This window comes from Nocardia puris (genome assembly GCF_003315035.1).
Taxonomy (GTDB): domain Bacteria; phylum Actinomycetota; class Actinomycetes; order Mycobacteriales; family Mycobacteriaceae; genus Nocardia; species Nocardia puris.
Genome location: NZ_QNRE01000001.1, coordinates 1,024,003 through 1,044,675, shown reverse-complemented (window position 1 = coordinate 1,044,675; position 20,673 = coordinate 1,024,003). Strand labels below are relative to the sequence as shown.

The window sequence follows — 20,673 nt, the reverse complement described above, 5'->3', positions numbered from 1 at the left end:
TTGAACTCCCCACAACTCTCTGACTAAAGTCAAAGAAATGGGCGACGAGCTGATCGGGCGGGTGCGGCGGTTCAACCGGACGGTCACCGAACGTGTGGGGGTGCTGCATGATCACTACCTCGGTCGTGATCGGCCGATCGGTGAGGCCCGATTGCTGTGGGAGGTGGGGGAGGGCGGGTGTGACGTGCGGTGGTTGCGGCAGCGGCTCGGCTTGGACTCGGGTTATGTCAGCCGGTTGCTGCGCTCCCTCGAGGCCGACGGCTTGGTGACGGTGGCGCCGCACCCCGGCGATCGGCGGTTGCGCACCGTCCACCTCACCGACGCGGGCCGCGCCGAGCGGGCCGAACTCGACCGTCGCAGTGACGAACTGGCGGCCTCGTTGCTCGGCCCGCTCAACGGGGCTCAGCGCGAGCGGTTGGTGGCGGCGATGGCCGAGGTCGACCGGCTGCTCACCGCGTCCACCGTCACCGTCGACGTCGTCGCGCCCGATCACCCCGACGCCGCACACTGCCTGCGGTCCTACTACGCCGAACTCCACGAGAACTTCGACACCGGATTCGACCCCGGCCGGAGCCTGCTGCCCGACGCCGGGGAGCTGAGCCCGCCGCGCGGCCTGCTGCTGGTCGCCCGCCTCTACGGCGAACCGGTCGGCTGCGCGGGGTTGAAACTGCCCGTGCACGGCGTCGCCGAGATCAAGCGGATGTGGGTCTCCCCGGACGTGCGCGGCCTCGGCCTCGCCCGCAGGCTGCTCACCGAACTGGAAGCACACGCCGCCCGACACGGCCACGACCGCGTCCGCCTCGACACCAACAAGACGCTCACCGCCGCGATCGCCCTCTACCGCGCGCACGGCTTCGAGGAGATCGCGCCGTTCAACGACGAGCCCTACGCCGACCACTGGTTCGAGAAGCGGATCGGCTCGTAGCGGAGCTTTTTGGGAGCGATCACAGCCAAACCGGCCTGATCCTCGTCACGGTGGACAGGATCCGGCGCACCCGGAGCAACCCGGCCCCGAACCGCGACCTGTGCCGTAAGTTCGCGCGTACCGCTTCGTCTCGGAGGGATGTGAGGCATGGTCGCCGGTCGGTTGCCCAAGGGACGGCTCGCGCGCAGCGGCCGGATCGGACGTCTGGCCGCCGGGCAGGCGGTGCGCGGCGTCGGGACGCGGTTGTCGATGATCGGCAAACCCGAGCAGGCCAGGCAGTTGCTGGCCGAGCGGTCCGCGTTGCAGGCCGCCCAGCAGGTCGTCACCGTGCTCGGCGGCATGAAGGGCGCGTCGATGAAGCTCGGGCAGATGCTGTCGGTCCTCGACATCGACCTGGTGCCCGAATCGCATCGGGAACTGTTCCGCACCAAGCTGTCCGAGCTCACCGACCGCGCGCCGACGGTGCCGTTCGACACCATGCGCGCGGTGATCGAACAGGATCTCGGACCGCTGGCGCGGGCATTCGCCGACTTCGACGAGACGCCGGTCGCCGCCGCTTCGATCGGCCAGGTGTACCGGGCCAGGACCCACGACGGTCGCGACGTCGCGCTCAAGGTGAAGTACCCGGGCGTCGACGAAGCAGTCGAGTCGGACATGCGCAACCTCGACCTGTTCAGCAAGCTGTGGAAGTCGATGTTGCCCAGCGCGGCCGACGCCGGTGTGCTGGACGAGATCAGCCGCAATATCGCCGGTGAGCTGGACTATCCGCGCGAGGCGCTGGCCCAGCACCGGGTGTCGGAGCGCTACCGCGGGCACCCGTACATCACCGTTCCCGACACCGTGCCCGAGCTCTGTTCGCACCACGTGCTCGTCAGCGAATTCGTGGCCGGGCATCCGTTCCAGCGCCTGCAGGAACTGCCCGACGCGGCGCGCGACGAGTTCGGCGAGCTGATCTACCGCTTCTACATCAGCGCGATGTTCGCCGACCACGAGTTCTGCGGTGACCCGCATCCCGGCAATATCCTGCTGGCCGCCGACGGGCGCCTGGCCTTCGTGGATTTCGGGCTCTACAACCGGATGGACCCCGCGCACCTGGACTTCGAGCGCATGGTGCTGCGCGCGGCGGGCGAGTTCCGTCCGAAGGATATCTACACGACGTGGGTGGCGCGCGGCATCGTCGACCCGGAGTCGGCCGTCACGCCGGAGGAGTGCCTGGAGTACGTGTGGGCGGCGGCGGGGTGGCACCTGCTGGACGAGGAGATCACGGTGACCCCCGAGGTCGCCACCAGCGCGATCCTGCTGGCCGTGGACCCGAGGGCCGCCGAGTTCCGCAATATGCGCCACCAGTTGCTGCCGCCCGAGCACGTCTTCTCGCGCCGGGTGGACCTGTGGACCTTCGCCGCGCTCGGGCAGCTCGGCACCACCAACAACTGGCATCGCCTGGCGCGCGAATGGCTCTACGACGAACCGCCCGCCACCGAGATCGGCCGGGCCGTGGCGCGGTGGCGCGCGGACGCCGTTGGGTAGCGGCACAAACATTCGCGCTCCCCGCTGGGACCTGTCGGAATCTCCGCAGACGGACGTCTGACCAGGTTCGGGTGTCGGGCATCCTCGGAGCGGGTCGGTACCGGCCGACCCGGAGGAGAGGTGGGCGATGCGGGAATTCCAGGCCGGAGGCCACAGCCGCGGGGCGCGGATCGTCCGGCTGCTGTGCCGGATCTTCGTGCGGCCGACCCTGACGATCTGGCCGGTGCGCGGCCCGCTGGCGCCGTTCATGGGACTGGTGGATCTGGTGCACCGGCCCGTGCCGCGCCTGGCCGAAACGGAGTTGCGCACTGTGCGGGGCGGGCGGTGGCGCGCCGAGCTGGTCACGCCGGAGCGGCGGCCGGCGCGGCCGGGGGCGATCATCTACTTCCACGGTGGCGCGTTCGTGTTCTGCGGTGTGGCGACCCACCGCCGCATCGTGGAGCGCTTGGCGTTGCGCACCGGGATGCCGGTGCTGTCAGTGGACTACCGGCAGCATCCCGTCGGTCGGCTCGCCGACGCGCTGGACGACGCCGCCGACGCGGCCCGCTGGCTCGGCGACTACACCGGCGGCGAACCCCTGGTGTTCGTGGGCGACTCGGCGGGCGGCTTCCTCGCGTTCCAGCTGGCCTTGCAGGCGGCGGCGCGCGGCGTGGCGAAACCCGTTGGGGTGGTTGGCTTGTCGCCGTGGCTGGACATGGACCCGGCCGCGAAGCAGGCCCATCCCAACGCCCGCACCGATGTGTTCCTGCCCGCCCGCCGTTTCCCGGAGATCGCGCGGCTGATGGCCGGTGACGACGAGGGCGTGGTCGACCCGGCGCTGTCGCCGGTGAACGGGCCGCTGTCGTCGCTGCCGCCGGTGCTGTTGCATTGCGCCGCCGAGGAAGTCATGCGCGTGGACGCCGAACTGATGGCCGACCGGCTCCAGGCGCGCGGCGTGCCGCACCGGCTGAAGGTGTGGGAGGGGCAGGTGCACTGCTTCCCCGTGCTGGGCAACATCCTGCCGGAAAGCCGGGCCGCGCTCGCCGAGATCGCGGACTTCGTCCTGGACGTCGTCGACGGAGCGCAGGCCCAGGCGGGCTGACCGCTCAGATCCCCAGCCCCTCGGCCAGCACCGGCCACGACTTCTTCAGCGCGTCCTGCCAGTACCCCCACGAGTGGCTGCCCGTCGGCTGGAAGTCGAACGTCGCCGGAATGCCCAACTCGCCCAACCGGTTCCGCATGTTGTGCGTGCACCAGTTCACCGCGGCCTCGATGGCGCCGCCCAGGACGAGCTGGTTGAGGAACCCGCGCGGCCCCGGCTGCATGTGGGTGCCGCCGTACACGTCGTACATGCCGGGCACGCCGGTGCCGGTGGACAGGAAAAGCTTTGTGCCGCGCAGTTTCTCGGCGTGGATGTAGGGGTCGTTGGCGGCCCACATCGGATCGTCGGGCGGGCCGTACATGTTGTCGGCGTCGCCGCCGCCCCAGTTCTCCACCGCCAGCCGGATGAAGCGCTGGCCGATCGGGTCGCTGGTCTGCGCGCACCCGCTGTAGGCCGCCACCGCGCGGAACAGTCCGGGCGAGGCGATCGCCAGTTGTAGCACCGAGGTGCCCGAGGTGGACAGTCCCGCAATGGCATTCACGCCGTTCGCGCCGACCTCGGCGTCGACGAGCGGCGGCAGTTCCTCGGTGAGGAAGGTGCGCCACTTGTACCGGCCGAGCCGGGGATCGTCGTCGCGCCAGTCGGTGTAGTAGCTCCATCGGCCGCCGACCGGCTGCACCACGTTGACGTGCTTGTCGGCGAGGAACTCCAGCACGTCGGTGTTGCCCTGCCAGGTGGCGCTGTCCTGGCCGCCGCCCCCGCCGTTGAGCAGGTACAGCGTCGGGGCGGGCGTGGAGCGATCGGTGGGGCGCTGCACCTTCACCATGATGTCGGTCCCCATCGCCGCGGAATGGACGCGCAGTTGCAGCGTGCGGTCGTTCTCCACCCACGAGCCGGTCACGGCGGCCCGGTCGGGCTCGGCGTGCGAGACCGGTGTGGCGGACAACCCCGCCGCGAGGGCGAGGGCGGTGCAGGCGACCAGAAGAATCCGGGCCGGGTGGCGGGATCGGGTGGGCGCACTCATGGCTGTCTTCCTCGTGAAGTAGGCGGATCTCGTTCGCGGCGCGCGGATTTCGGTTCCGAGGCGCCGGGAGGCCCACCGAGCGGCCGTGTCGGGATGCGCTCGGTGGGCCGTTTTCACCGGATGGCGGACCGGCAGGTTCCCGTCAGAGGGAACCACCGCCTCCGATGAGCCACGGGTTGAAGGTGCAGTTCAGGTTCGGGAACCGGACCGGGTCGAGCGCCCGCAGCGCGATGGACAGGGCGCGCGGCGAGTACAGGATGGTCAGGTGATCCGACAGGTCCTGCTCGCAGCCTTCCTGAAGGGTGATGTTGTCCACCTTCACGCCCGGCCCGGCCTGCAGGAAGGTCGAGTCGTACGGCGTGGTGATCTCGTCGTAGCGGGTGCCGACGACGGTGTAGTCCACCCCGGGGATGGTGTCGCCGTTGGCATTGAGCTTCTGCACGAACTCCGAGCCCACGGTCTGCTGGATACCGGCGTGGCCGACGAAGATCTCGATGAATCCGAGGATATCGATACCGAGATTGTTGATCGCCCGCCCAAGCGCGCCGATGCCGATCAGCGTGGTGCCGTGGTGCGTGGCGCCATAGGTGATCAGGTTCTTCACCTTGTCGGCGCCGCCCTCGAACTTGGTGTACCAGTTGGCCATCGAGCCGCCCTGCGAGTGGGCGATGATGTCCACTTCGGAGGCGCCGGTGGCGGCCAGCACCCGGTCCACGAACGTGGCCAGCTGCTTGGCCGAATCCCAGATGTATCCGGTGCCCATCACGCCGGGCAGCACCGACCCGAGCCCACCACCCTCGAGCAGGTTCGAGCGGCCGTAGTTGAACGTGAAGGTGCAGAACCCGGCGTCCTTGATGGGCTGGCCCATGAACGCGTAGCCGTTGTAGGCGTTCATCCAGGTGCCGTGCAGCATCACCACGGGACGCGGGTTCTCGGCGGTCGGCTTGCAGTTCCAGTCGTTGGCGCCGGGGGGCGCCGCGTCCGGATTGGCCAGGCCGTAGCCGAACGCCGCCAGCCACGAGGTCATCTGCGGCCCGTGGCCGATGGTGTCGCTGGCGTACCCGCCGGAGGAGCCGGAGCTGGAACCGGAACCCGCGTAGCAGTCGCCGGACCCGTTGCCGGAACCGGTGCCGCTGCCGGAGTCGCACGAGGAGCCGGCGCCGCTGCCGGAATCGGCCACCGGCCCGGCCTTGCGGCCCTCGGCGATGTACTGCGCGAGATCCTGCTCGGTGGGCGCTTCGGGGGAAGCGTTGGCGGTCACTCCCGTGAGGCTCACGGCGAGCACGGCGACACCCGCCATCACCGCGGCACTGAACAGACCCGCCCACGGGCGGCGGCTGATACTTCGTTTCATTCGGATGCCTTCCTGAAGAACGACGTCGTCCTACTCGGTTTCGGGCGACTGCCGGTAGGCCGCCGGAAACTCGGGCAAACGCTATTCCTTCGAAAGGTGTTGAATCGCACCGTGAGGCGGTCGTCTGGACATTTCACCGACGAATCCCGGACGTGGTGGTCAGGCATAAAAAGGCCGAACAGGCCAGGGTTTCCGAGGAACTCACAAAACTGGGCCGCCAGGGTGTGGACGGCATCCCAAAGCCGATCCGCGGGCGCGGCGATCAGGCGTGGCGAAGCCGAATATGCCGCCGATCGCGGCGAATTCACAACGATCGGCCGCCACCGTCTAGGCCCGATCATAAGACCGTCTGTGCGGCAGCCAATTACAGAGTAGCGCGTGCGGTGAGTTGTCCTCGACTCGTGCCGGTGCGGTCCGCAACGGTCGATTCCGAGAAACCATGGAAGGGAATTCCCCACGCCTTCGCCCGCCCGGTGCGGATATCGACGGCCTTTCCCCGGAGTAGTCCCATGCTCGTTTCGATCTCGAAGACGCGATCCCGATTCGGCGCCGTGGTGGCGCTGGCCGGTGTGGTGGCGATCGCGTCCACGCTCCTCGGTGCTTCCTTCGCCGTCGCCGACAGCGGCGGCCCGCCGCCGGCTCCGTCGGTGGCGCCCGCCGCGGGATTGGCGTTCCGCGGCCCGGCCACCGCCATCGTGATCCTCGGGCACGGACTGCTGCCCGACGGCGGGATGCGCGACGAGCTCTACGCGCGGCTGCGCGCCGGCTACGCGCAGGCGTTGCTGGCGCCCGCCTCACCGGTCATCGTGACCGGCGGCAACCCGCGCAACGGGCGCACCGAGGCGCAGGCCATGGCGAATTGGCTGATCGGGCACGGACTCCCGGCGCATCGGGTGGTGGTGGAGGACCGGGCCACCTCCACCGCGGAGAACGCCTTCTACTCGGCGCGGATGCTGCGCGAGGTGGGGGCGGCCGACGCGGTGCTCGTCACGTCGGCCGACCACATCGCGCGGGCCACGCGCCTGTTCCAGCACGCGGGTGTCGCCGTGATCGCCGAGGTGACCCCGGATCAGGTGCCGAACCTGCCCGCCGCGTTCGGTCCCCGGCCGTGACCGTGCCGACCCGGATCCGCCGAATCAGAACGGAATTCGCCTCATGACCGAACAGCAGCCGTCCGTCTCCACCCACCACGCCGATCGCCTCCTCGACAGCGGCACGTCGGTGACCTGGTCGGTCCGGATGGAAGCGATCAAGAAGTTCGCGGCCGCCACCAAGAATCACCACGCCGCGCACTGGGACCCCGACGCCGCGCAGGAACTGGGCTTCGGCGATGTCGTGGCGCCGCCGGCGTTCTCGCTGGTCCACCTGGACCGCCTGCGCCGCGACGCGGTGGCGCTGCACACCCGCGATGTGCCCGACCTGCGCATCCTGCACACCGATCAGACCGTCGATTTCTACGAACCGCTGATGGCGGGGGACCGGCTGCTGTGCCGGGTGCACGCCGAATCGTTCCGGTATTTCGCCGACTACCGGGTGCTGTGCCTGCGGACCGCGCTCATCGACGAATGGGGCCGCACGCTGCAATGCGATCGCACGACGATGCTGGCCCGCGCCTCGGGTGGACCGGCGGCCGGGTCGCAGCAGTTCCCGGAATCGTCGGGGGCGCAACGCACTCCGACGCGGCCTGCGATTCCCCGGCGTTATCCGAACACGAGCCTCGATTTCGAGAGCCTCGCCGTGGACGCCGAATTGCCCGTGCGCACTTACGATGTCGCCGGAACCTATCCGCTGGTGACCGACCCGGTCGACGCCGCCGCGTTCCGCGCGCTGGATCTCGGCTACCTGACCGGCTACCTCACCGACTGGATCGGTGACCCCGGCGCGCTCACCCGGCTGCGCGTGCAGCGGGCGCCGGGCATCCACCACCCGGGCTGCGCGGCGCGCCGGAACCTGCGGCTCGCGATTCGCGGCCGGATCACGGCGCTGGACACCGAGCGCCGGCGGGCGACGGTGACGATCGATATGCGTGCCGAGGGTCGGCGCGTGTTCGGATATGCCGCCGCCGATATCGATTTCACGGTCTGAGGTCGGCAGGGGACCATTCGCCGGATCGCGGCGGCGAACGCCGCCGCGACATCCGATCGGCTCGGGTCGCCGGACAGTGCGTGCGGTGGCCGCCCGAGGCGTCGGCGGACCGGCGGGGTGCGCCGCTCACCGTAGTCCGGATCGCGGCGGGCGTTCGAGGGGCCGGCCCGGAACCGTGGTCGACGGTTTCCTAGGCGTGCCGGACGACGCGGTCCAGGGCGCGCGGATCGGATTCGTGCCGGCCGGCCTCGTCCTACGGGATGCGATGCGCGCCGGGTGCCGCGCCCACGAGCGATTCGGACCTGGCGTTGTGGAACCGGTAGCGGTGCGCGGTGGGGCGCGGCTCGGCGGGCGGCCGTGACGCCGTATCGCCGGACGATTCCCCGTGTGCCGCCGCGCGATTGGCGCGGGCGATCAACGCCGAGCGCAGGTACCACAATCCGTCGGCCTCGGCCGGGTCCAGACCGGTGAGGGCGCCGACGCGGCGCAGGCGGTAGTCGACGGTGTTCGGGTGCACGTTCAGCAGTCGGGCCGTGCGCCGTCTGCTCAGGTCGTTGTCGATGTAGGTCGCCAAGGTGCGCAACAGATCCGGGTGCCCGTCCAGCGGCGCGAGCCGCGCGTCGAGCAGGTCGCGGCCCATCCCGGGGCGGGTGAGCTGGAAGTGCAGCGCCAGGTCGGCGAACCGGTACAGGCCCGGGGCGCGGCCGAGCTGGTCGACGGTGTCGAGGAGTTCGTGCGCGTCGCGGGCCGCCGTCGAGATCCGGTCGGCCGGTGCGCGAACGACCGTGGCGCGCAACGGCACCCGCGCGGCGGAGCCGAGCCGGCCAACCAGATCCGCCAGACCGGATTCGGCGCACGCGGTGGTGGGCACCAGGATCGTGCCGCCGTCCACCGAGAGCAGCGAGAGCACCTGCTCGCCGAACTGCGTCGCGAGGGCGGCCTGCACGCGGCGCAGCTTGCGGCGCGCGACGACCTGGCGGTCCAGCTCCGCGTTGTGCTCGTCGGGGTGGGTGGGCAACTCGACGGCCAGCACGAAATACTCCGCGGCGATGGCGATTCCGCATTCGCGCGCCATCGCGGAGTCGGCGTGCCCGGCAAGCAACGCCGAGGTGAGGGTGTGGGCGGCGGTGTGGTGCTGGCCCGCGATGGCCTTGTGCTCGCGGACGTAGGACTTGCTGACGGTGGCGGTGACCAGGTTCAGCAATTCCAGCATGGCCGCCGTGCCCGCCACGATGTCGAACTCGGCGGCGGGCCCGACGCGGCCGGGCAGCAGGTCGAGCCCGGCCTTGAACCCCTCGTGCACCGCGTGCATGACCACCTCGATGGGGATGCCCTCGCACGCCCAGTTCGCGGCCGCGGCCTCCAGCCGCTCGGTCCGCGCGGGCAGCGGACCGCCGCGCAGGCGGTCGATCAACCAGCCGAGACAGACGCGCACCACGCCGGTGACGCCGGGGCCGAGCCCGTCGCCCGGCAGGGTCCGGCACGTCGCGACGGACTCCTCCAGGTGGGCGACCACCTCGCGCGCCAGCGCGTGCAGGTCGTGCGGTGCGGGCGACACTGCCCGTCCCGCGGGGTGGGTGGTGGGGCGGGCGATGCTCTCGATCGTCACGGTGACCTCCTTGTCACGTACTGCCGTACGCGCCGCGGCCCGGGGACCGCGAGCGCCGAGCGATCACCGATCGAACACTGTTGCTGTTACCGGCCGTTCGCTCTATAGGAACGGTAATCTGAGCTGGCGCTCACCTTCTACTCCGTTTCATTTCCGTTTCGTACGACGGAAAAGTGGGCGTCTACCATGGGCGATGGCTGGCTCGGACAGGCCGGATGTGCGTGCGACTCACCAACTGTTCAGGTGAGTGCTCATCTTTTCGGCGCGCGTCCGGGTCACTCGGCCGTGCGCTGCTCAGCGATCGATGACGGTGTGCTCCACCTCGCCGATGCCGTCGAGGGTCAGGGTGAGCGTGTCGCCGGCCCGCAACCAGTGGCCGGTCTCCATGCCGCTCCCGCCGGGCAGGGTGCCGGTGCCGAACAGCTCGCCGGGCAGGAGTCGTTCCGAGCGCGAGGCGTGGGCGAGGACTTCGCCGATGCTCCACCGCATTCCGGCGCTGCTCACCGTGCTCACGGTGCTGCCGTTGATCGCCACCGTCCCGGTGAGCGCCGCGACGCGGGGCGCGATCTCGTCGGCGGTGACCGCGGTGGCCGACATCGAGTTGGCGAAGTGCTTGGACTTCTGCGGCCCGAACCCGCTGGCCATCTCCGCGCGCTGCACGTCGCGGGCGCTGAAATCGTTGAGCAGCACGAACGCGCCGACGGCGGCCAGCGCCTCCTCCGGCGTCGCGTCGAGCAGCGGGGCCGCGAGCACGAAACCGATCTCGAGTTCGTAGTCCAGCGCCGTCGTGTAGGCGGGCGGGCGGATCGGCGTGCCGGTCGGCACGAACGTGAGGTGGTTGGACATGTAGTACATCGGCTGGCGGTGGAACAGCGCGTTGGGCTTGAACAGCGGGAACGGCCGGCCCGTCACCGACTCGTAGGCGCTGGTCACCCGGTGCTGGCCGGGGTGGAACCGCCGCACCAGCCCGCGGCTGGCGTCGACGGTGTGCTTCTCGTAGAGCATGAAGTCCCGGAACGACAGCGGCTGGAACGGCAGCAGGTGGTCCGAATCCGCCAGGTGGCGTTGGGCATTGGCCCACTCCCACTCGGGCGCGAAGGTGCCGCCGCCGAGCGCCGTGCTGTCGGAGGCGCGCCATTCGCCGTCGTCGGTCCTGGCCTGGAGTTCCAGATGGTCGTCGACGCGCACTCGCCGCAACGTGGTCATGGTGTCCTCACCTTGTTTCGGAACGGTTGATCCGACCGTAGCGCGCGGGACGGCTCACCGGCACGGAGCCGGGTCTTGCCCGGTCGTCAGTTCTGGTAGAGGATGCTGCCAGATACGGGGCGCGGGTCGCTCGTGTGCGGCGGACGTGTGCCCCTCCGTTCGACCCTGGCACGCGGACCCGCTGCCGAGTGAGGAACCCATGACCGACGCACTGGTGGCGCGCGAGGACCGCGACGGCGTCACCACGCTGACGCTCAACCGTCCCGACAAGCTCAATGCCCTGCACGAGGGTGTGTTCGCCGATCTGCGCGCGCATCTGGAGGATCTGGCGAAGTCGGTGCCGCGATGCCTGGTGCTCACCGGGGCGGGGCGCTCGTTCTGCGCGGGCCACGATCTGACCGCGCTGGCCTCGGGCGACGCCGAGGGCTCCCGTCATTTCGAGGCGGAGACCGTCGACCTGCTCGAGTCGTTCCCGTGCCCCACCATCGCCAAGATCCGTGGGCACTGCCTGACGGGCGGGCTGGAGCTGGCGCTGGGCTGCGACCTGTTGGTGGCCACGGAATCCGCGAGTCTCGGTGACACCCACGGGAAGTGGGGCCTGGTCCCGGTGTGGGGGATGTCGGTGCGGCTGCCGGAACGGGTCGGAATGTCGCGCGCCAAGGAACTGAGCTGGACCAGCAGGCGGATCGACGGACCCACCGCGCTGCGGTACGGACTGGTGGACCACTGCGTGCCCGACGACGGACTCGACGCCGCGGTCGAGGCGCTGGCGGCGGAGATCGTCGCGAATTCGCCCGGCACCAACGCGATCTACAAGAAGCTCTACGCCGACACCGCCACGTCGGGCCGGCGCGCGGCGCTGGCGGCGGAACGCGAACTGCCGCACGGGCTTCCGGACGACATCGCCGAACGACTCGGCCGGTCGGGCGGGTAAACCCCGGCGGCTCAGTGCTTTTCGCCGGGCAGTTCGCTCGCCTGGCGAATCCACGCTACGAGCTGGGCGTCGTCCACGGCGTGGTCTTCGTGGATGTTGAAGTGCCGCTGCTCGGGGTGTTTCGACGCCTCGGGCGGCATGGGGTTCAGGGACGTGCCGAACTCGGAAAGACGCAGTTCGGGCCGCGAACTAGACTGCCGACGGTGGGCTTGGTGTTCGAGAGGCGGGCGTCGGATTCGCCGTGGATCTCCTCGGTGTGGACGTGCCGTAGCGAGCGGATCGCGGAGATGACCTCCGTGGCGACCGAGACCTGGGGGCTGGTGTTCTGGGAGCAGGAGGGCGCCGCGCACGCGGGCGTCACCGGGCCCGAGAGCCGCACCGGCACCGCGCCGGTTCCGGAGGGCGCGGATTTCGTCGGCGTGCAATTCGCGGTCGGGACGTCGCTGCGCGCGGTGGCCGCACCGTCGCTGGTGGACAGCGGGATCATGCTGCCCGACGTGACCGACCGCGGGTTCTGGCTCGATGGCTCCCGCTGGGAGACACCGCGCCCCGACGATGTCGAAGCGCTGGTCGAGCGGTTCGTACGCGGCGGCGTCGTCGCGCGAGACCCGCTGGTCGCCGAGACGTTGCACGGCGCGCCGCCGACGGTCACCGAGCGAACGCTGGAACGCCGCTTCCGCGCGGCGACCGGCCTCACCCGCGGTGCGGTGCGCCAGATCGAGCGGGCCCGCACCGCCGCGATCCTGCTCGCCTCGGGCGAGACGCCCGGCGACGTGGTGAGCAAACTCGACTACTACGACGAGCCGCACCTCGCCCGCGCGCTGCGCCGATTCGTCGGGCGCACGGCGCGCGAACTGCGCGAGGGCGTGGGCGGCGCGATCGCCCTGGACCCGGCTCAGCGCACGACGGCGTAGATCAGTTTCGTGATGCCGTTGGGGTAGGACTCCGATTCCCGCAAGCGCAGCGACTGCTTGTCGCGGTCCTCTCGGCTGAACAAGTGTTTGCCCGCGCCCAGCAGCACCGGAAACACCAGCAGGTTGTACCGGTCGATCAGGTCGGCCTCGCCGAGCCGCCGGGCCAGTTCCGCGCTGCCGTGGATGAAGATGCCCCCGCCCTCGGTCTCCTTGAGCTTCACCACCTCCTCGGTGGATCGCAGGATGGTGGTCGGGCCCCATCCGTCGACCAGGGCGTCGGCGGAAAGGCTCGTGGAGACAACGTATTTGGGCAGCTCCTTGTACGCGGCGTGGTCTTCCGAATCCCGCCAGACCGGGGCGAAGGCCTCATAGCTGCGCCGCCCGAACAGCAACGCCGTGGTGTCCGCCAGCTCCTCGCCCTTGAGCGCGAAGGCCTCCGGCAGGAACTCGGTGTCCAGCACCCACCCGCCGCTGCGGTGCCCCTCCACCGTCCCGCCGGGCGAATCGACCACCCCGTCGACCGACATGAAACCCGTGTAGACCAATTCGCGTGTCAACGACCCTCCTGAGACCGAATGTTGTGGCCGAACCCGGCCACTCGCGCCCCCACTCGGCGCGCTGTCGTCCCCAGCGTAGGGGCGGACGATCCGGCCGTCTTGGACGAAACCGACACCGATAACCTCCCTGCATGGCCGGACCGAGGGACGCACTGAACGAGAGCGCCGAGTCCGCGTTGCGCCGATGTGGGAGCGATCCGGTCGCGCTGGCCGGCGATGCCGCGTTCGCGACGGCGTGGCGGCGGGCGGATCCGTCGATGCGTGCGGCGGTGCTGGTCGACCTGGCCTGGCGCCACCGGCACCGGCACGTTCCCGAGGTCACCGCCGCCGGGGAGATCGGCGGCGTCGACGCGCCGACGTACGCGCGGCTCCTCCGGCTGCACGCGGCCGAGTTCTACGGCTCGGACCGGCCGGACGAGCTATCGCACGGCATGGTCGGCGGATTGGCGCGGATGCTCACGTGGCATCCGGACGATCTCGAGCTGAGTCCGGCGACGGTGCTGCTGGTGCTGAGCGCCCGGCCGGCAGCGGTCGCGTAGGAGCGAGACGCCCGAGCCGGTGAGGTCGTCGCGGTAATCCGCACGCCACGCCATGGTCAAGGCAGTGGTCTTGCCGCGCACCGGATCTCCGGTGCGGGTGGTGAACGGGCCGTCGGCGGCTTCCGGGTGCGGGCCTTCGACAGCCCTGCGGCCGGCGACCGCGAAATCGCGCGTCGGGAGTGTTCTTTCTCCGCGAGGTAGGACTCGGGCGGCGCACCCGGGCTCTTACGGCTCGGTCAGTCCGGTGCCCGGCCCAGGATCGCGTCGAGATCGTGCCCCCGCGCCGTCTCGGTGAGGGCGCGGGCGAGCACCGAGCCGGGCTCGCTCGCCGGGGTGAACAGTGCGACGTCGGCGGAGATCGACGGGTCGTCCAGGTGCAGGACGCGGGTGCCGGGTGGGCGGCGCAGGGCGTGTAGCCAGGTGTCGGGGACGATGGTGCGGATCGCCTCCGACAGCGCGGGCTGGGAGACGTAGCAGGCGGCCGCGGCGCGCGCGAAGTGCCGTTCACGGGCGAGTGCCACGAAGTACTCGAGCTGACGAAACAACATGCTCCACTCCGATCTCGGTACGGACCCCTCGACATCACACACCTCGCGGGCGATCGGTGCCATGCTGGTGGGCATGAGTGACGACGAGACCGCCTGGTACTACAACCTCGAGACGCACCGCGCCGAGCAGGGCAAGCTCGGGTGGGTCGGCAACCGGATGGGGCCCTACCCGGACCGCGCCACCGCCGAGCGGGCGCTCGAGATCGCCCGTGAGCGCAACGCGGCCGCCGACGCCGACGACGAGGACTGAGCGCCCGCGACGGTCGCCTCAGCCACGACCACTCCGCGCCTCGACCCCCGGGGTCGGGGCGCTGACGTCGTCATCCGTGCGCGAAGTGCGGGACCGGCGCACCAGCACCGCCACCGCGATCCCCGCGCTCACGCCGATCAATGTGTCGACGCCGCGTTCGGTCAGCATGGTCATCGGCTCGGCGGGTGCGGCCAGATCGGTCATCAGCATGATCAGCGGGGTGAAGAACCCCAGCGAGAGCGCGTAATTGCGGGTCATGAACAGTTCGGTGGGGGACAGCAGCACCATCACCAGCACCGCGAGCGCGCCCGGCGACGGATTCGGCAGCAGGAGCGCCGCCGTCACCAGCAGTCCGGCGAAAGTGCCCAGGATCCGGTGGATTCCACGGGTGATCCGACCAGCGCACCTTGGCCAGCACCGGATACATCATGATCAGCAGCCCGATCGCGATGGGCAGCGAGATGCCGTCGATCTCCGCCGCGCCCAGCGCCTCGCCGAGGCCGGGGATCAGTCGTCCGAGCAGCAGGCCCGCCACCATCGCGGCTCCGATCCACACCGGCAGGTAGCGGTCGAGCGTCGAGAGTTTGCCGGCCACGGCCGGTGGCGCGGTGTCCATCGTCATGCGCCGGCCACCGTCAGGCGATCGGAGTCACCGGCGAGGACGCCGGAAATCCGTTGCAGCACTTCGTGAACCACGCGGTAATACACCCAGGATGCGCGGCGTTCACTGGTCAGCAGGCCTGTCTCGCGCAGCCTTAGACATACATCGATATTGACAGTTATCGATATCAATGCCAAGCGAACGGCCGGTGAACGTGACCCCGATCGGACTCAGCGCACCGGACTGCGGCGTTCGAGGAAGACCGCGTCCCGCCACGCGTCGCCCACTCGCACCACGCGCTCGCGCACGCCGACTGTGCGGTATCCGGCACTGTGGTGCAGGGCCAGGGCGGCGCGGTTCTCCGGGGAGAGCGAGGTCTGCACGGTCCACAGCCCGGCCTCGTCGGCCGCGACGACCTGCGTGAACAGCAGTGACTTCCCGATACCCCGGCCACGGGCCCGCTCGGTCACATAGATCTCGCTCTCGGCGACGCCGCGATAGGCGGGGCGGTCGGAGACCGGGCTCAACGCCGTCCAGCCGACCACCCGGCCCGCGACCTCGGCGACCCACCGATGGTCCGGAAGCCAGTGCGCGGTCGGGTCGGCGGGGGATACCGCGTCGAATTCGGCTGCCTCGGAACAGATCTCGCGGATCGCCCCGGCGTCGGCGTCGGTGGCGGCGCGCACGCTCACATCGGGCGGCAGCTCGCTCGGACAGCACGGCCGCGGCGCGAGGACGCCCATCACGGCATCGGCGGCGTGCGGCAGGCCGGTGCAGCAGGCCGGGTTGATCGCGACCACTGTCGACGTGCCGTTCTTGTGCAGCGTGACGAAGCCCGTTTCGGCGAGTTTGCGCAGGTGGTGCGACACCGTGGGTTGGCCGATGCCCAGCGCCTCGGCCAACTCGCCCACCGTGATCCCGCCCGCGCGGGTCGCGACCTGGTGCAACAGGCGCACCCGCGTGGGATCGGCCAGCGTCGCGAACCAGCCCGCGTACCTGGTCGCCTCGGCCACCGGCAGCGCGTCGTCCCGGGCCGAGCCGCCGGTGCGGACGGTCGGCATGTCGAGCGCAGTCATGCGCCCAGTATATCGACGAACGTCGATGGTTGCCTTCATCGACGTGTGTCGGCAGAGTCTCGGGAACATTGATCGATGAACATCGATTAAAGAGGTGTGTGATGGCTTCGGAGCTTCCTGTCGTCGTGATCGGCGCCGGTCCGGTCGGGCTGGCCGCCGCGGCGGAACTGCGCGAGCGCGGGGTGCAGGCGGTGGTGCTGGAACGCGGCCCCGGCGCGGGTGCGGCCGTGGCCGAGTGGCATCACGTCCGGCTGTGCTCCCGGTGGGCCGAGCTCGTCGCCCCGGCCGCCCGCCGGCTGCTCGACGGGGCTGCGTGGACCGCGCCGGACGCCGACGCGTAGCCGACCGGGCGGGAGTGGGTGCGCGACCATCTCGTCCCGCTGGCATCGGCGCTGGGGCCGCGGATCGACCCCAACGTCCACTCCTGCGGCACCGTCTACCCGCACGGCGTGCACGAATTGACCCATCCGGAACCGGGCTTCTACCTGGCCGGCATGAACAGCTACGGCCGCGCCCCCACGTTCCTGGCGATGACCGGTTACGAACAGGTCCGCTCGCTCGCGGCCGCCCTGGCCGGCGACCACGAGTCGGCCGAGCGGGTCGAGCTGGTACTCCCCGAAACCGGAGTATGCGGCGGCGCAGGCGTTTTCGACGACCCGGACGCCTCCGCCGAGAGTTCCTGCTGCCGGCCCGCACCGGCCGCCGAGCTGATCAGCCTGACGCCGCCGGACTCGCGGCCGTCATGATCCGGAGGTTGTTCACCCTTCGAGCGCTGAACCGCCGCCCGCGCGGAACAATCCCGGGTAGTCCACGACGAATCCGTTGGGGTCGACCGTGATTCGGCGGGTGAAGTCGCTGTCGAGGGATTCGTAGAGGTAGGTGTCGGGGGCGAGGCGGGTGTAGCGCTGGGGGTCGGGGAGTACGCGCAGGGAGGGGGATTCGACGTAGGCGGTGACGATTTCGGCGGACGAGCGGGGCGGCAGGTTCAGTCGCCGGATCGGCAGCGTGTTGGTGAACGGGCTGAACGACAGATCGATGTCCACGGCGCCCGCGAGGTCGGGCCGGGGTTCGTCGTCGGCGAACCACGCGCCGTCGGTGTCCCGGCGCAGGAGCAGTCCCCGTCCGTCCCGCGTCCGGATGGTCAGGGCTCGGAACACCCACTCCGAGTCGAGTTCCACCGCGTAGTCGTAGCGCTGGTCGCCGACCTCGACGGTCGACCGGACGTCGATCCGGTCGGCGGCGGTGAGGCGCAGACGTTCGGTGCTCGGCGTCTCGACCCCGTGCCAGATGTAGGACGCGTCCTGTGCCATGGGCTCCCTTTTGCGCGAGATTCACGACCGCCTCAGTACAGCACCCGCCGCGGCGTGGATCGAGCCCGCGCCGGTGCCGACGCGGGTTCGAGGGGCCGAACTCAGCCGGGAAACACCTGCCACGCCGTGAGGAGCAGCAGCACGCCCAGCCCGAAGTCGAGCACGACGCAGAACTCGGTGAGCGACCGGCTGACCACCTTCTCGCGGGCGAAATGGATCACGTCCCAGAGCGCGTGGCCGAGCGCCGCGACCGCGGCGAGGTGCGCGGCGATCAGCGGCCCCGACATCATCGCGGTGAGCGCGATCGCGCCGAATCCCGCGAATCCCAGTGTCTGGACGCCCAATTCGCGGCGGTCGATGCGGTCGCCCCGGAGGAATCCGAACACGGCGAACCCGACGCCCATGGCGAGCAACGCCGCGGTCGGGTCCACGCCGACGAGCGGGGCCGGGAACACGACACCGCCGGCGACACCGACCATCACCCAACCGCTGCGGCGCGAGCCGATCGCGGCGGCGGCCAGGTAGCACATCGCGGCTCGCGGCCACCACCGCCATCCACGGGTACGTCAGAATGATTGTGCGCCAGGCCTTCCCGGACGACGACGAGGAGGCCATGGCCACGGCCATGTGGTCGATGGTGCACGGCCTGGCGTTCCTGTTCCTGCACGGCAAGTTCGACGCCACCGCACCGGGCGCGCCCGCCGACACGGTGCGCGCGGCCGTGCGCAACATGCTCGAGGCACGCGCCCGACGGCGGTGACTCGTGGCGTTCGGAAGCTGCTGTGTGGGAAGCGGTTTCACCGATCGTGGTGTCGGCATCGGCCGGTGAAGACGGTCGCGATCACCGGCCGCAGCGACGTGTCGACGAGTGTCTCGGCCGCGCCGCCGGGTTCGAGGGCGAGCGAGTCCGCGATACCGCGAGCCGTCGCGAGGATCATGGTCGCGGCGGTGTCGCCGGCCACCTCGCCGCGGACCTCGCCGCACTCTTTTCCGTTCTCGACGGCAGTGGCGACGCGGCGGTGCGTGTCGGCGTTCGCGCGCCGGGCGAGTTCGGCGAGGGAGTCGTCATGGAACGCCGAGGTCCACAGGGTGCGTTCGACGCGGAACTCGATGGTCCGTTCGGCGTCGAGCGGTAGCAGCTCGCGCAGGCAGTCCAGCAACATGACCGAGATCGGCTGCTGCGCGGCTTCGCCCGAGGTGATCCGGGCGGCGATGCGTTCGTCGATGCGGTGCAGGCATTCTTCGTACGAAAACCGCAGCAGCGCATCCTTGTTCGCGAAGTAGTGCTGAATGAGTCCCACCGAGATGCCCGCTTCGGCGGCGACGCGGGCGAAGGTCACCCGCGCCGGTCCCTCGGTGGCGAGCAGGCGCTGGAAGGCGCGCGCGATCGACTCGCGGCGTTGGTCATGGTCGGCGACGCGGGGCACGTGACAAACAATATACCCATATGGTTATGTGTTCCAGTATGGCCGTATTGTTACGTCGTCTGGTGTGGCTCCTGCCGGTGCTGACGCTTCTGGTCGGGTGCGCTGCCGAAAGGCACACCGTGCAATTCGATTCCGCGACAGGCGAATACGCCGAGCTGGACCGCTATGCGCTGTCCCGCATGCAGGCTGTGCGCATTCCCGGAATCGCCTATGCGGTCGTAGAACCGACGGGTGTGGCGCACACCGGCGTCTTCGGTGTCGACGGCGACGGTGACGCGGTGACGGCATCGACACCCTTCCTGTGGGGCTCGGTCGCCAAGCCGGTGGCGGCCACGGTGGTGACGAGCATGGCCGAGCGCGGCGAGGTGCGGCTCGACGCGCCCGTCATCACCTACCTGCCGTCTTTCCGGCTGCGCGACGCCGCCCGCTCGGAGCGGATCACCCTGCGCCACTTGCTCGCTCAGACCAGCGGGTTGCCCACCTCCACCCGGTACACCGACCGCCCCGATGCCGGACGCACGCCGACGAGCGCCGTCGCGGAACTGACGGAGGAGGACCTGGTCAGCGAACCCGGGGCCGAACACCACTACTCGAGTACGAACTATCTGGTGCTCGCGGCGGTCGTCGAAGCGGTCACCGGGAGGTCGTTCATCGACGTGCTCACCGAACGGTTGCTCGTGCCTCTCGGCATGGATTCCGCCGTCATCGACGCGAACCGGGCGAGTGAGGTGCCGAAGGGCCACCGCTTCGTCTTCGGCCGGCCCGTGCCGTTCGACGCGCCTGTCGATCCGGCCGGCGTGGCCTACGGCTATCTCGGCGGAACCCTGCGCGACGCAGCCGCTTTCGCGTCCGGGGCACTGGGTGGCAGCACGGGTGTGATCAGTGACGACCAGCGCGCGAGCATGTTTCGCGGTGAGACCTCGACCGGCACGGGCCGGGAATACGGCCTCGGCTGGCGGCTGTGGTCGCTGCCCGGCACCGAGACGCCGATCGTCTGGCACGGTGGCGCGGCGCCCGGATACTTCGCGCAGGTCATTTTGCTGCCCGAGCAAAAGCGTGCCGTGGTGCTGCTGGCCAATTCCTACAGTCCACTGCACGAATCCCGTTACCTCCACACGGGTTTCGGCCTGGCCCGGCTGCTGGCCACCGGCACGCCCGCTCCTGACGACAGCGCCGGCCGCGTCTACCCGGCGGCCCTGACCGCGCTCGCGCTCTGCCTGGCACTCCTGCTCGCGCTGAACGTCCGTACGCTCCGATTGATCACCCGGCGCCCAGCCGACGGACCGCTGTGGCGGCCGATCGCACTCGGTCTGGCCCGGGTCCTCGTCGCCGCCGGTGTGCTGTACGGCCTCGGCTCCATGCTGCCCGCTTCCCAGGGAACCACGCTGCCTCAGATGGTCCTGTGGACCCCCGATCTCGCCTGGCTGGTCTACGGCATCCTCCTCCTGACCACCACCCTGCTGCTGGCCCGCACCGTGCTCGCGGTGCGCACGGTGCGCGGCCGGACATCCCTCAGGACGGCAACGCGGGTTTGACTCTGCCCCTGAGTCCCCGCGGCCTGTCCGCCCATCGCGAGGTCGCCGTCCACGTGAGCCCGCCGGCCCGGGCCCGGGCGTTCACGATGGCTTGGGATCCCGACGTCACCCTGGTCCCGCTCGAGGACGGCGCGGCAGTCGGCCGCCCGATCGCCGACTTCCCGTCGGCAA

The 20,673-nt window shown here is 70.3% G+C and carries 23 protein-coding genes and 3 pseudogenes; 13 read left to right on the top strand and 13 right to left on the bottom strand.

Annotated features, from left to right (window positions below):
* Positions 1 to 37: 37 nt before the first annotated feature.
* The 3 genes from DFR74_RS04800 to DFR74_RS04790 all read left to right on the top strand — a co-directional run bounded on the left by DFR74_RS04800 (position 38) and on the right by DFR74_RS04790 (position 3,533).
* Positions 38 to 925 (top strand): bifunctional helix-turn-helix transcriptional regulator/GNAT family N-acetyltransferase, encoded by an 888-nt coding sequence (locus DFR74_RS04800; protein ID WP_067510356.1) that lies wholly within the window; start codon positions 38 to 40, stop codon positions 923 to 925.
* Positions 926 to 1,072: 147 nt separating this feature from the next.
* Positions 1,073 to 2,452: an ABC1 kinase family protein gene (locus tag DFR74_RS04795; RefSeq protein WP_067510358.1), complete on the top strand. Its 1,380-nt coding sequence runs from the start codon at positions 1,073 to 1,075 to the stop codon at positions 2,450 to 2,452.
* Between the two features lie 127 nt (positions 2,453 to 2,579).
* Positions 2,580 to 3,533 (top strand): alpha/beta hydrolase, encoded by a 954-nt coding sequence (locus tag DFR74_RS04790; protein ID WP_067510360.1) that lies wholly within the window; start codon positions 2,580 to 2,582, stop codon positions 3,531 to 3,533.
* A 4-nt stretch (positions 3,534 to 3,537) separates the two neighbouring features.
* Here the strand turns inward: DFR74_RS04790 and DFR74_RS04785 are convergent, their stop codons facing one another.
* Positions 3,538 to 4,557: an alpha/beta hydrolase gene (locus DFR74_RS04785; RefSeq protein WP_084537777.1), complete on the bottom strand. Its 1,020-nt coding sequence runs from the start codon at positions 4,555 to 4,557 to the stop codon at positions 3,538 to 3,540.
* Positions 4,558 to 4,699: 142 nt separating this feature from the next.
* Positions 4,700 to 5,911 (bottom strand): esterase/lipase family protein, encoded by a 1,212-nt coding sequence (locus DFR74_RS04780; RefSeq protein WP_084537778.1) that lies wholly within the window; start codon positions 5,909 to 5,911, stop codon positions 4,700 to 4,702.
* 509 nt (positions 5,912 to 6,420) lie between these two features.
* On the opposite strand from DFR74_RS04780, the gene DFR74_RS04775 reads away from it, so the two are divergent.
* Positions 6,421 to 7,023, top strand: coding sequence for a YdcF family protein (locus tag DFR74_RS04775; protein WP_067510362.1), 603 nt, complete (start codon positions 6,421 to 6,423; stop codon positions 7,021 to 7,023).
* 43 nt (positions 7,024 to 7,066) lie between these two features.
* Positions 7,067 to 7,996 carry an FAS1-like dehydratase domain-containing protein gene (locus tag DFR74_RS04770; protein WP_067510364.1) on the top strand — a complete coding sequence of 310 codons (930 nt, stop codon included), beginning with the start codon at positions 7,067 to 7,069 and terminating at the stop codon, positions 7,994 to 7,996.
* 253 nt (positions 7,997 to 8,249) lie between these two features.
* Here DFR74_RS04770 and DFR74_RS04765 read toward each other — a convergent pair whose 3' ends face one another.
* Complete coding sequence (locus tag DFR74_RS04765; protein WP_067510366.1) at positions 8,250 to 9,605, bottom strand: PucR family transcriptional regulator; 1,356 nt, start codon at positions 9,603 to 9,605, stop codon at positions 8,250 to 8,252.
* 294 nt (positions 9,606 to 9,899) lie between these two features.
* Complete coding sequence (locus DFR74_RS04760; protein WP_067510368.1) at positions 9,900 to 10,811, bottom strand: fumarylacetoacetate hydrolase family protein; 912 nt, start codon at positions 10,809 to 10,811, stop codon at positions 9,900 to 9,902.
* Positions 10,812 to 11,010: 199 nt separating this feature from the next.
* On the opposite strand from DFR74_RS04760, the gene DFR74_RS04755 reads away from it, so the two are divergent.
* Complete coding sequence (locus tag DFR74_RS04755) at positions 11,011 to 11,745, top strand: enoyl-CoA hydratase/isomerase family protein (protein WP_067510372.1); 735 nt, start codon at positions 11,011 to 11,013, stop codon at positions 11,743 to 11,745.
* A gap of 11 nt (positions 11,746 to 11,756) precedes the next feature.
* Here the strand turns inward: DFR74_RS04755 and DFR74_RS37585 are convergent, their stop codons facing one another.
* The gene (locus tag DFR74_RS37585) at positions 11,757 to 11,885 is read right to left on the bottom strand and encodes a hypothetical protein (protein WP_267898889.1); all 129 of its coding nucleotides are present in this window, start codon (positions 11,883 to 11,885) and stop codon (positions 11,757 to 11,759) included.
* A gap of 63 nt (positions 11,886 to 11,948) precedes the next feature.
* On the opposite strand from DFR74_RS37585, the gene DFR74_RS04750 reads away from it, so the two are divergent.
* Positions 11,949 to 12,659 (top strand): helix-turn-helix domain-containing protein, encoded by a 711-nt coding sequence (locus DFR74_RS04750; RefSeq protein WP_067510374.1) that lies wholly within the window; start codon positions 11,949 to 11,951, stop codon positions 12,657 to 12,659.
* On the opposite strand, the gene DFR74_RS04745 is transcribed toward DFR74_RS04750, so the two are convergent.
* On the bottom strand, positions 12,641 to 13,216 hold the full coding sequence (locus DFR74_RS04745; RefSeq protein WP_084537779.1) for a dihydrofolate reductase family protein: 576 nt from the start codon (positions 13,214 to 13,216) through the stop codon (positions 12,641 to 12,643). The genes DFR74_RS04750 and DFR74_RS04745 overlap by 19 nt on opposite strands.
* Positions 13,217 to 13,347: 131 nt before the next feature.
* On the opposite strand from DFR74_RS04745, the gene DFR74_RS04740 reads away from it, so the two are divergent.
* Positions 13,348 to 13,755 (top strand): hypothetical protein, encoded by a 408-nt coding sequence (locus DFR74_RS04740; RefSeq protein ID WP_067510376.1) that lies wholly within the window; start codon positions 13,348 to 13,350, stop codon positions 13,753 to 13,755.
* A gap of 440 nt (positions 13,756 to 14,195) precedes the next feature.
* Here the strand turns inward: DFR74_RS04740 and DFR74_RS04735 are convergent.
* A pseudogene (locus DFR74_RS04735) lies at positions 14,196 to 14,303 on the bottom strand (LysR family transcriptional regulator); the annotation flags it as partial.
* Between the two features lie 73 nt (positions 14,304 to 14,376).
* Between DFR74_RS04735 and DFR74_RS35830 the strand changes: the two are divergent.
* The gene (locus DFR74_RS35830) at positions 14,377 to 14,553 is read left to right on the top strand and encodes a hypothetical protein (RefSeq protein WP_170160699.1); all 177 of its coding nucleotides are present in this window, start codon (positions 14,377 to 14,379) and stop codon (positions 14,551 to 14,553) included.
* Between the two features lie 18 nt (positions 14,554 to 14,571).
* Here DFR74_RS35830 and DFR74_RS04725 read toward each other — a convergent pair whose 3' ends face one another.
* The 3 genes and pseudogenes from DFR74_RS04725 to DFR74_RS04715 all read right to left on the bottom strand — a co-directional run bounded on the left by DFR74_RS04725 (position 14,572) and on the right by DFR74_RS04715 (position 16,230).
* A complete protein-coding gene (locus DFR74_RS04725; RefSeq protein ID WP_325050973.1) occupies positions 14,572 to 14,901 on the bottom strand; it encodes an FUSC family protein in 330 nt (109 codons plus the stop codon).
* Positions 14,902 to 14,950: 49 nt separating this feature from the next.
* Positions 14,951 to 15,175: pseudogene (locus DFR74_RS36950) on the bottom strand (arsenic resistance protein); the annotation flags it as partial.
* A 209-nt stretch (positions 15,176 to 15,384) separates the two neighbouring features.
* The gene (locus tag DFR74_RS04715) at positions 15,385 to 16,230 is read right to left on the bottom strand and encodes a helix-turn-helix domain-containing GNAT family N-acetyltransferase (RefSeq protein WP_067510384.1); all 846 of its coding nucleotides are present in this window, start codon (positions 16,228 to 16,230) and stop codon (positions 15,385 to 15,387) included.
* A 101-nt stretch (positions 16,231 to 16,331) separates the two neighbouring features.
* Between DFR74_RS04715 and DFR74_RS37930 the strand changes: the two genes are divergently transcribed.
* Both DFR74_RS37930 and DFR74_RS37925 read left to right on the top strand, forming a co-directional pair.
* Complete coding sequence (locus tag DFR74_RS37930) at positions 16,332 to 16,571, top strand: FAD-dependent oxidoreductase (RefSeq protein WP_067510386.1); 240 nt, start codon at positions 16,332 to 16,334, stop codon at positions 16,569 to 16,571.
* 51 nt (positions 16,572 to 16,622) lie between these two features.
* A pseudogene (locus tag DFR74_RS37925) lies at positions 16,623 to 16,976 on the top strand (flavoprotein); the annotation flags it as partial.
* Positions 16,977 to 16,988: 12 nt separating this feature from the next.
* On the opposite strand, the gene DFR74_RS04705 reads toward DFR74_RS37925, so the two are convergent.
* Both DFR74_RS04705 and DFR74_RS35825 read right to left on the bottom strand, forming a co-directional pair.
* Entirely contained in the window at positions 16,989 to 17,540 is a 552-nt protein-coding gene (locus DFR74_RS04705) for a putative glycolipid-binding domain-containing protein (RefSeq protein ID WP_067510390.1), read from the bottom strand.
* Positions 17,541 to 17,641: 101 nt separating this feature from the next.
* Positions 17,642 to 18,070 (bottom strand): hypothetical protein, encoded by a 429-nt coding sequence (locus DFR74_RS35825; RefSeq protein WP_170160679.1) that lies wholly within the window; start codon positions 18,068 to 18,070, stop codon positions 17,642 to 17,644.
* A 23-nt stretch (positions 18,071 to 18,093) separates the two neighbouring features.
* Here DFR74_RS35825 and DFR74_RS04695 point away from each other — a divergent pair, with 23 nt between their 5' ends.
* Complete coding sequence (locus DFR74_RS04695) at positions 18,094 to 18,300, top strand: WHG domain-containing protein (RefSeq protein ID WP_325050972.1); 207 nt, start codon at positions 18,094 to 18,096, stop codon at positions 18,298 to 18,300.
* A gap of 37 nt (positions 18,301 to 18,337) precedes the next feature.
* On the opposite strand, the gene DFR74_RS04690 is transcribed toward DFR74_RS04695, so the two are convergent.
* Positions 18,338 to 18,967, bottom strand: coding sequence for a TetR/AcrR family transcriptional regulator (locus DFR74_RS04690; protein ID WP_067510392.1), 630 nt, complete (start codon positions 18,965 to 18,967; stop codon positions 18,338 to 18,340).
* Positions 18,968 to 19,086: 119 nt separating this feature from the next.
* Here DFR74_RS04690 and DFR74_RS04685 point away from each other — a divergent pair, with 119 nt between their 5' ends.
* A complete protein-coding gene (locus DFR74_RS04685) occupies positions 19,087 to 20,502 on the top strand; it encodes a serine hydrolase domain-containing protein (RefSeq protein WP_170160698.1) in 1,416 nt (471 codons plus the stop codon).
* The last annotated feature ends 171 nt before the right edge of the window (positions 20,503 to 20,673 follow it).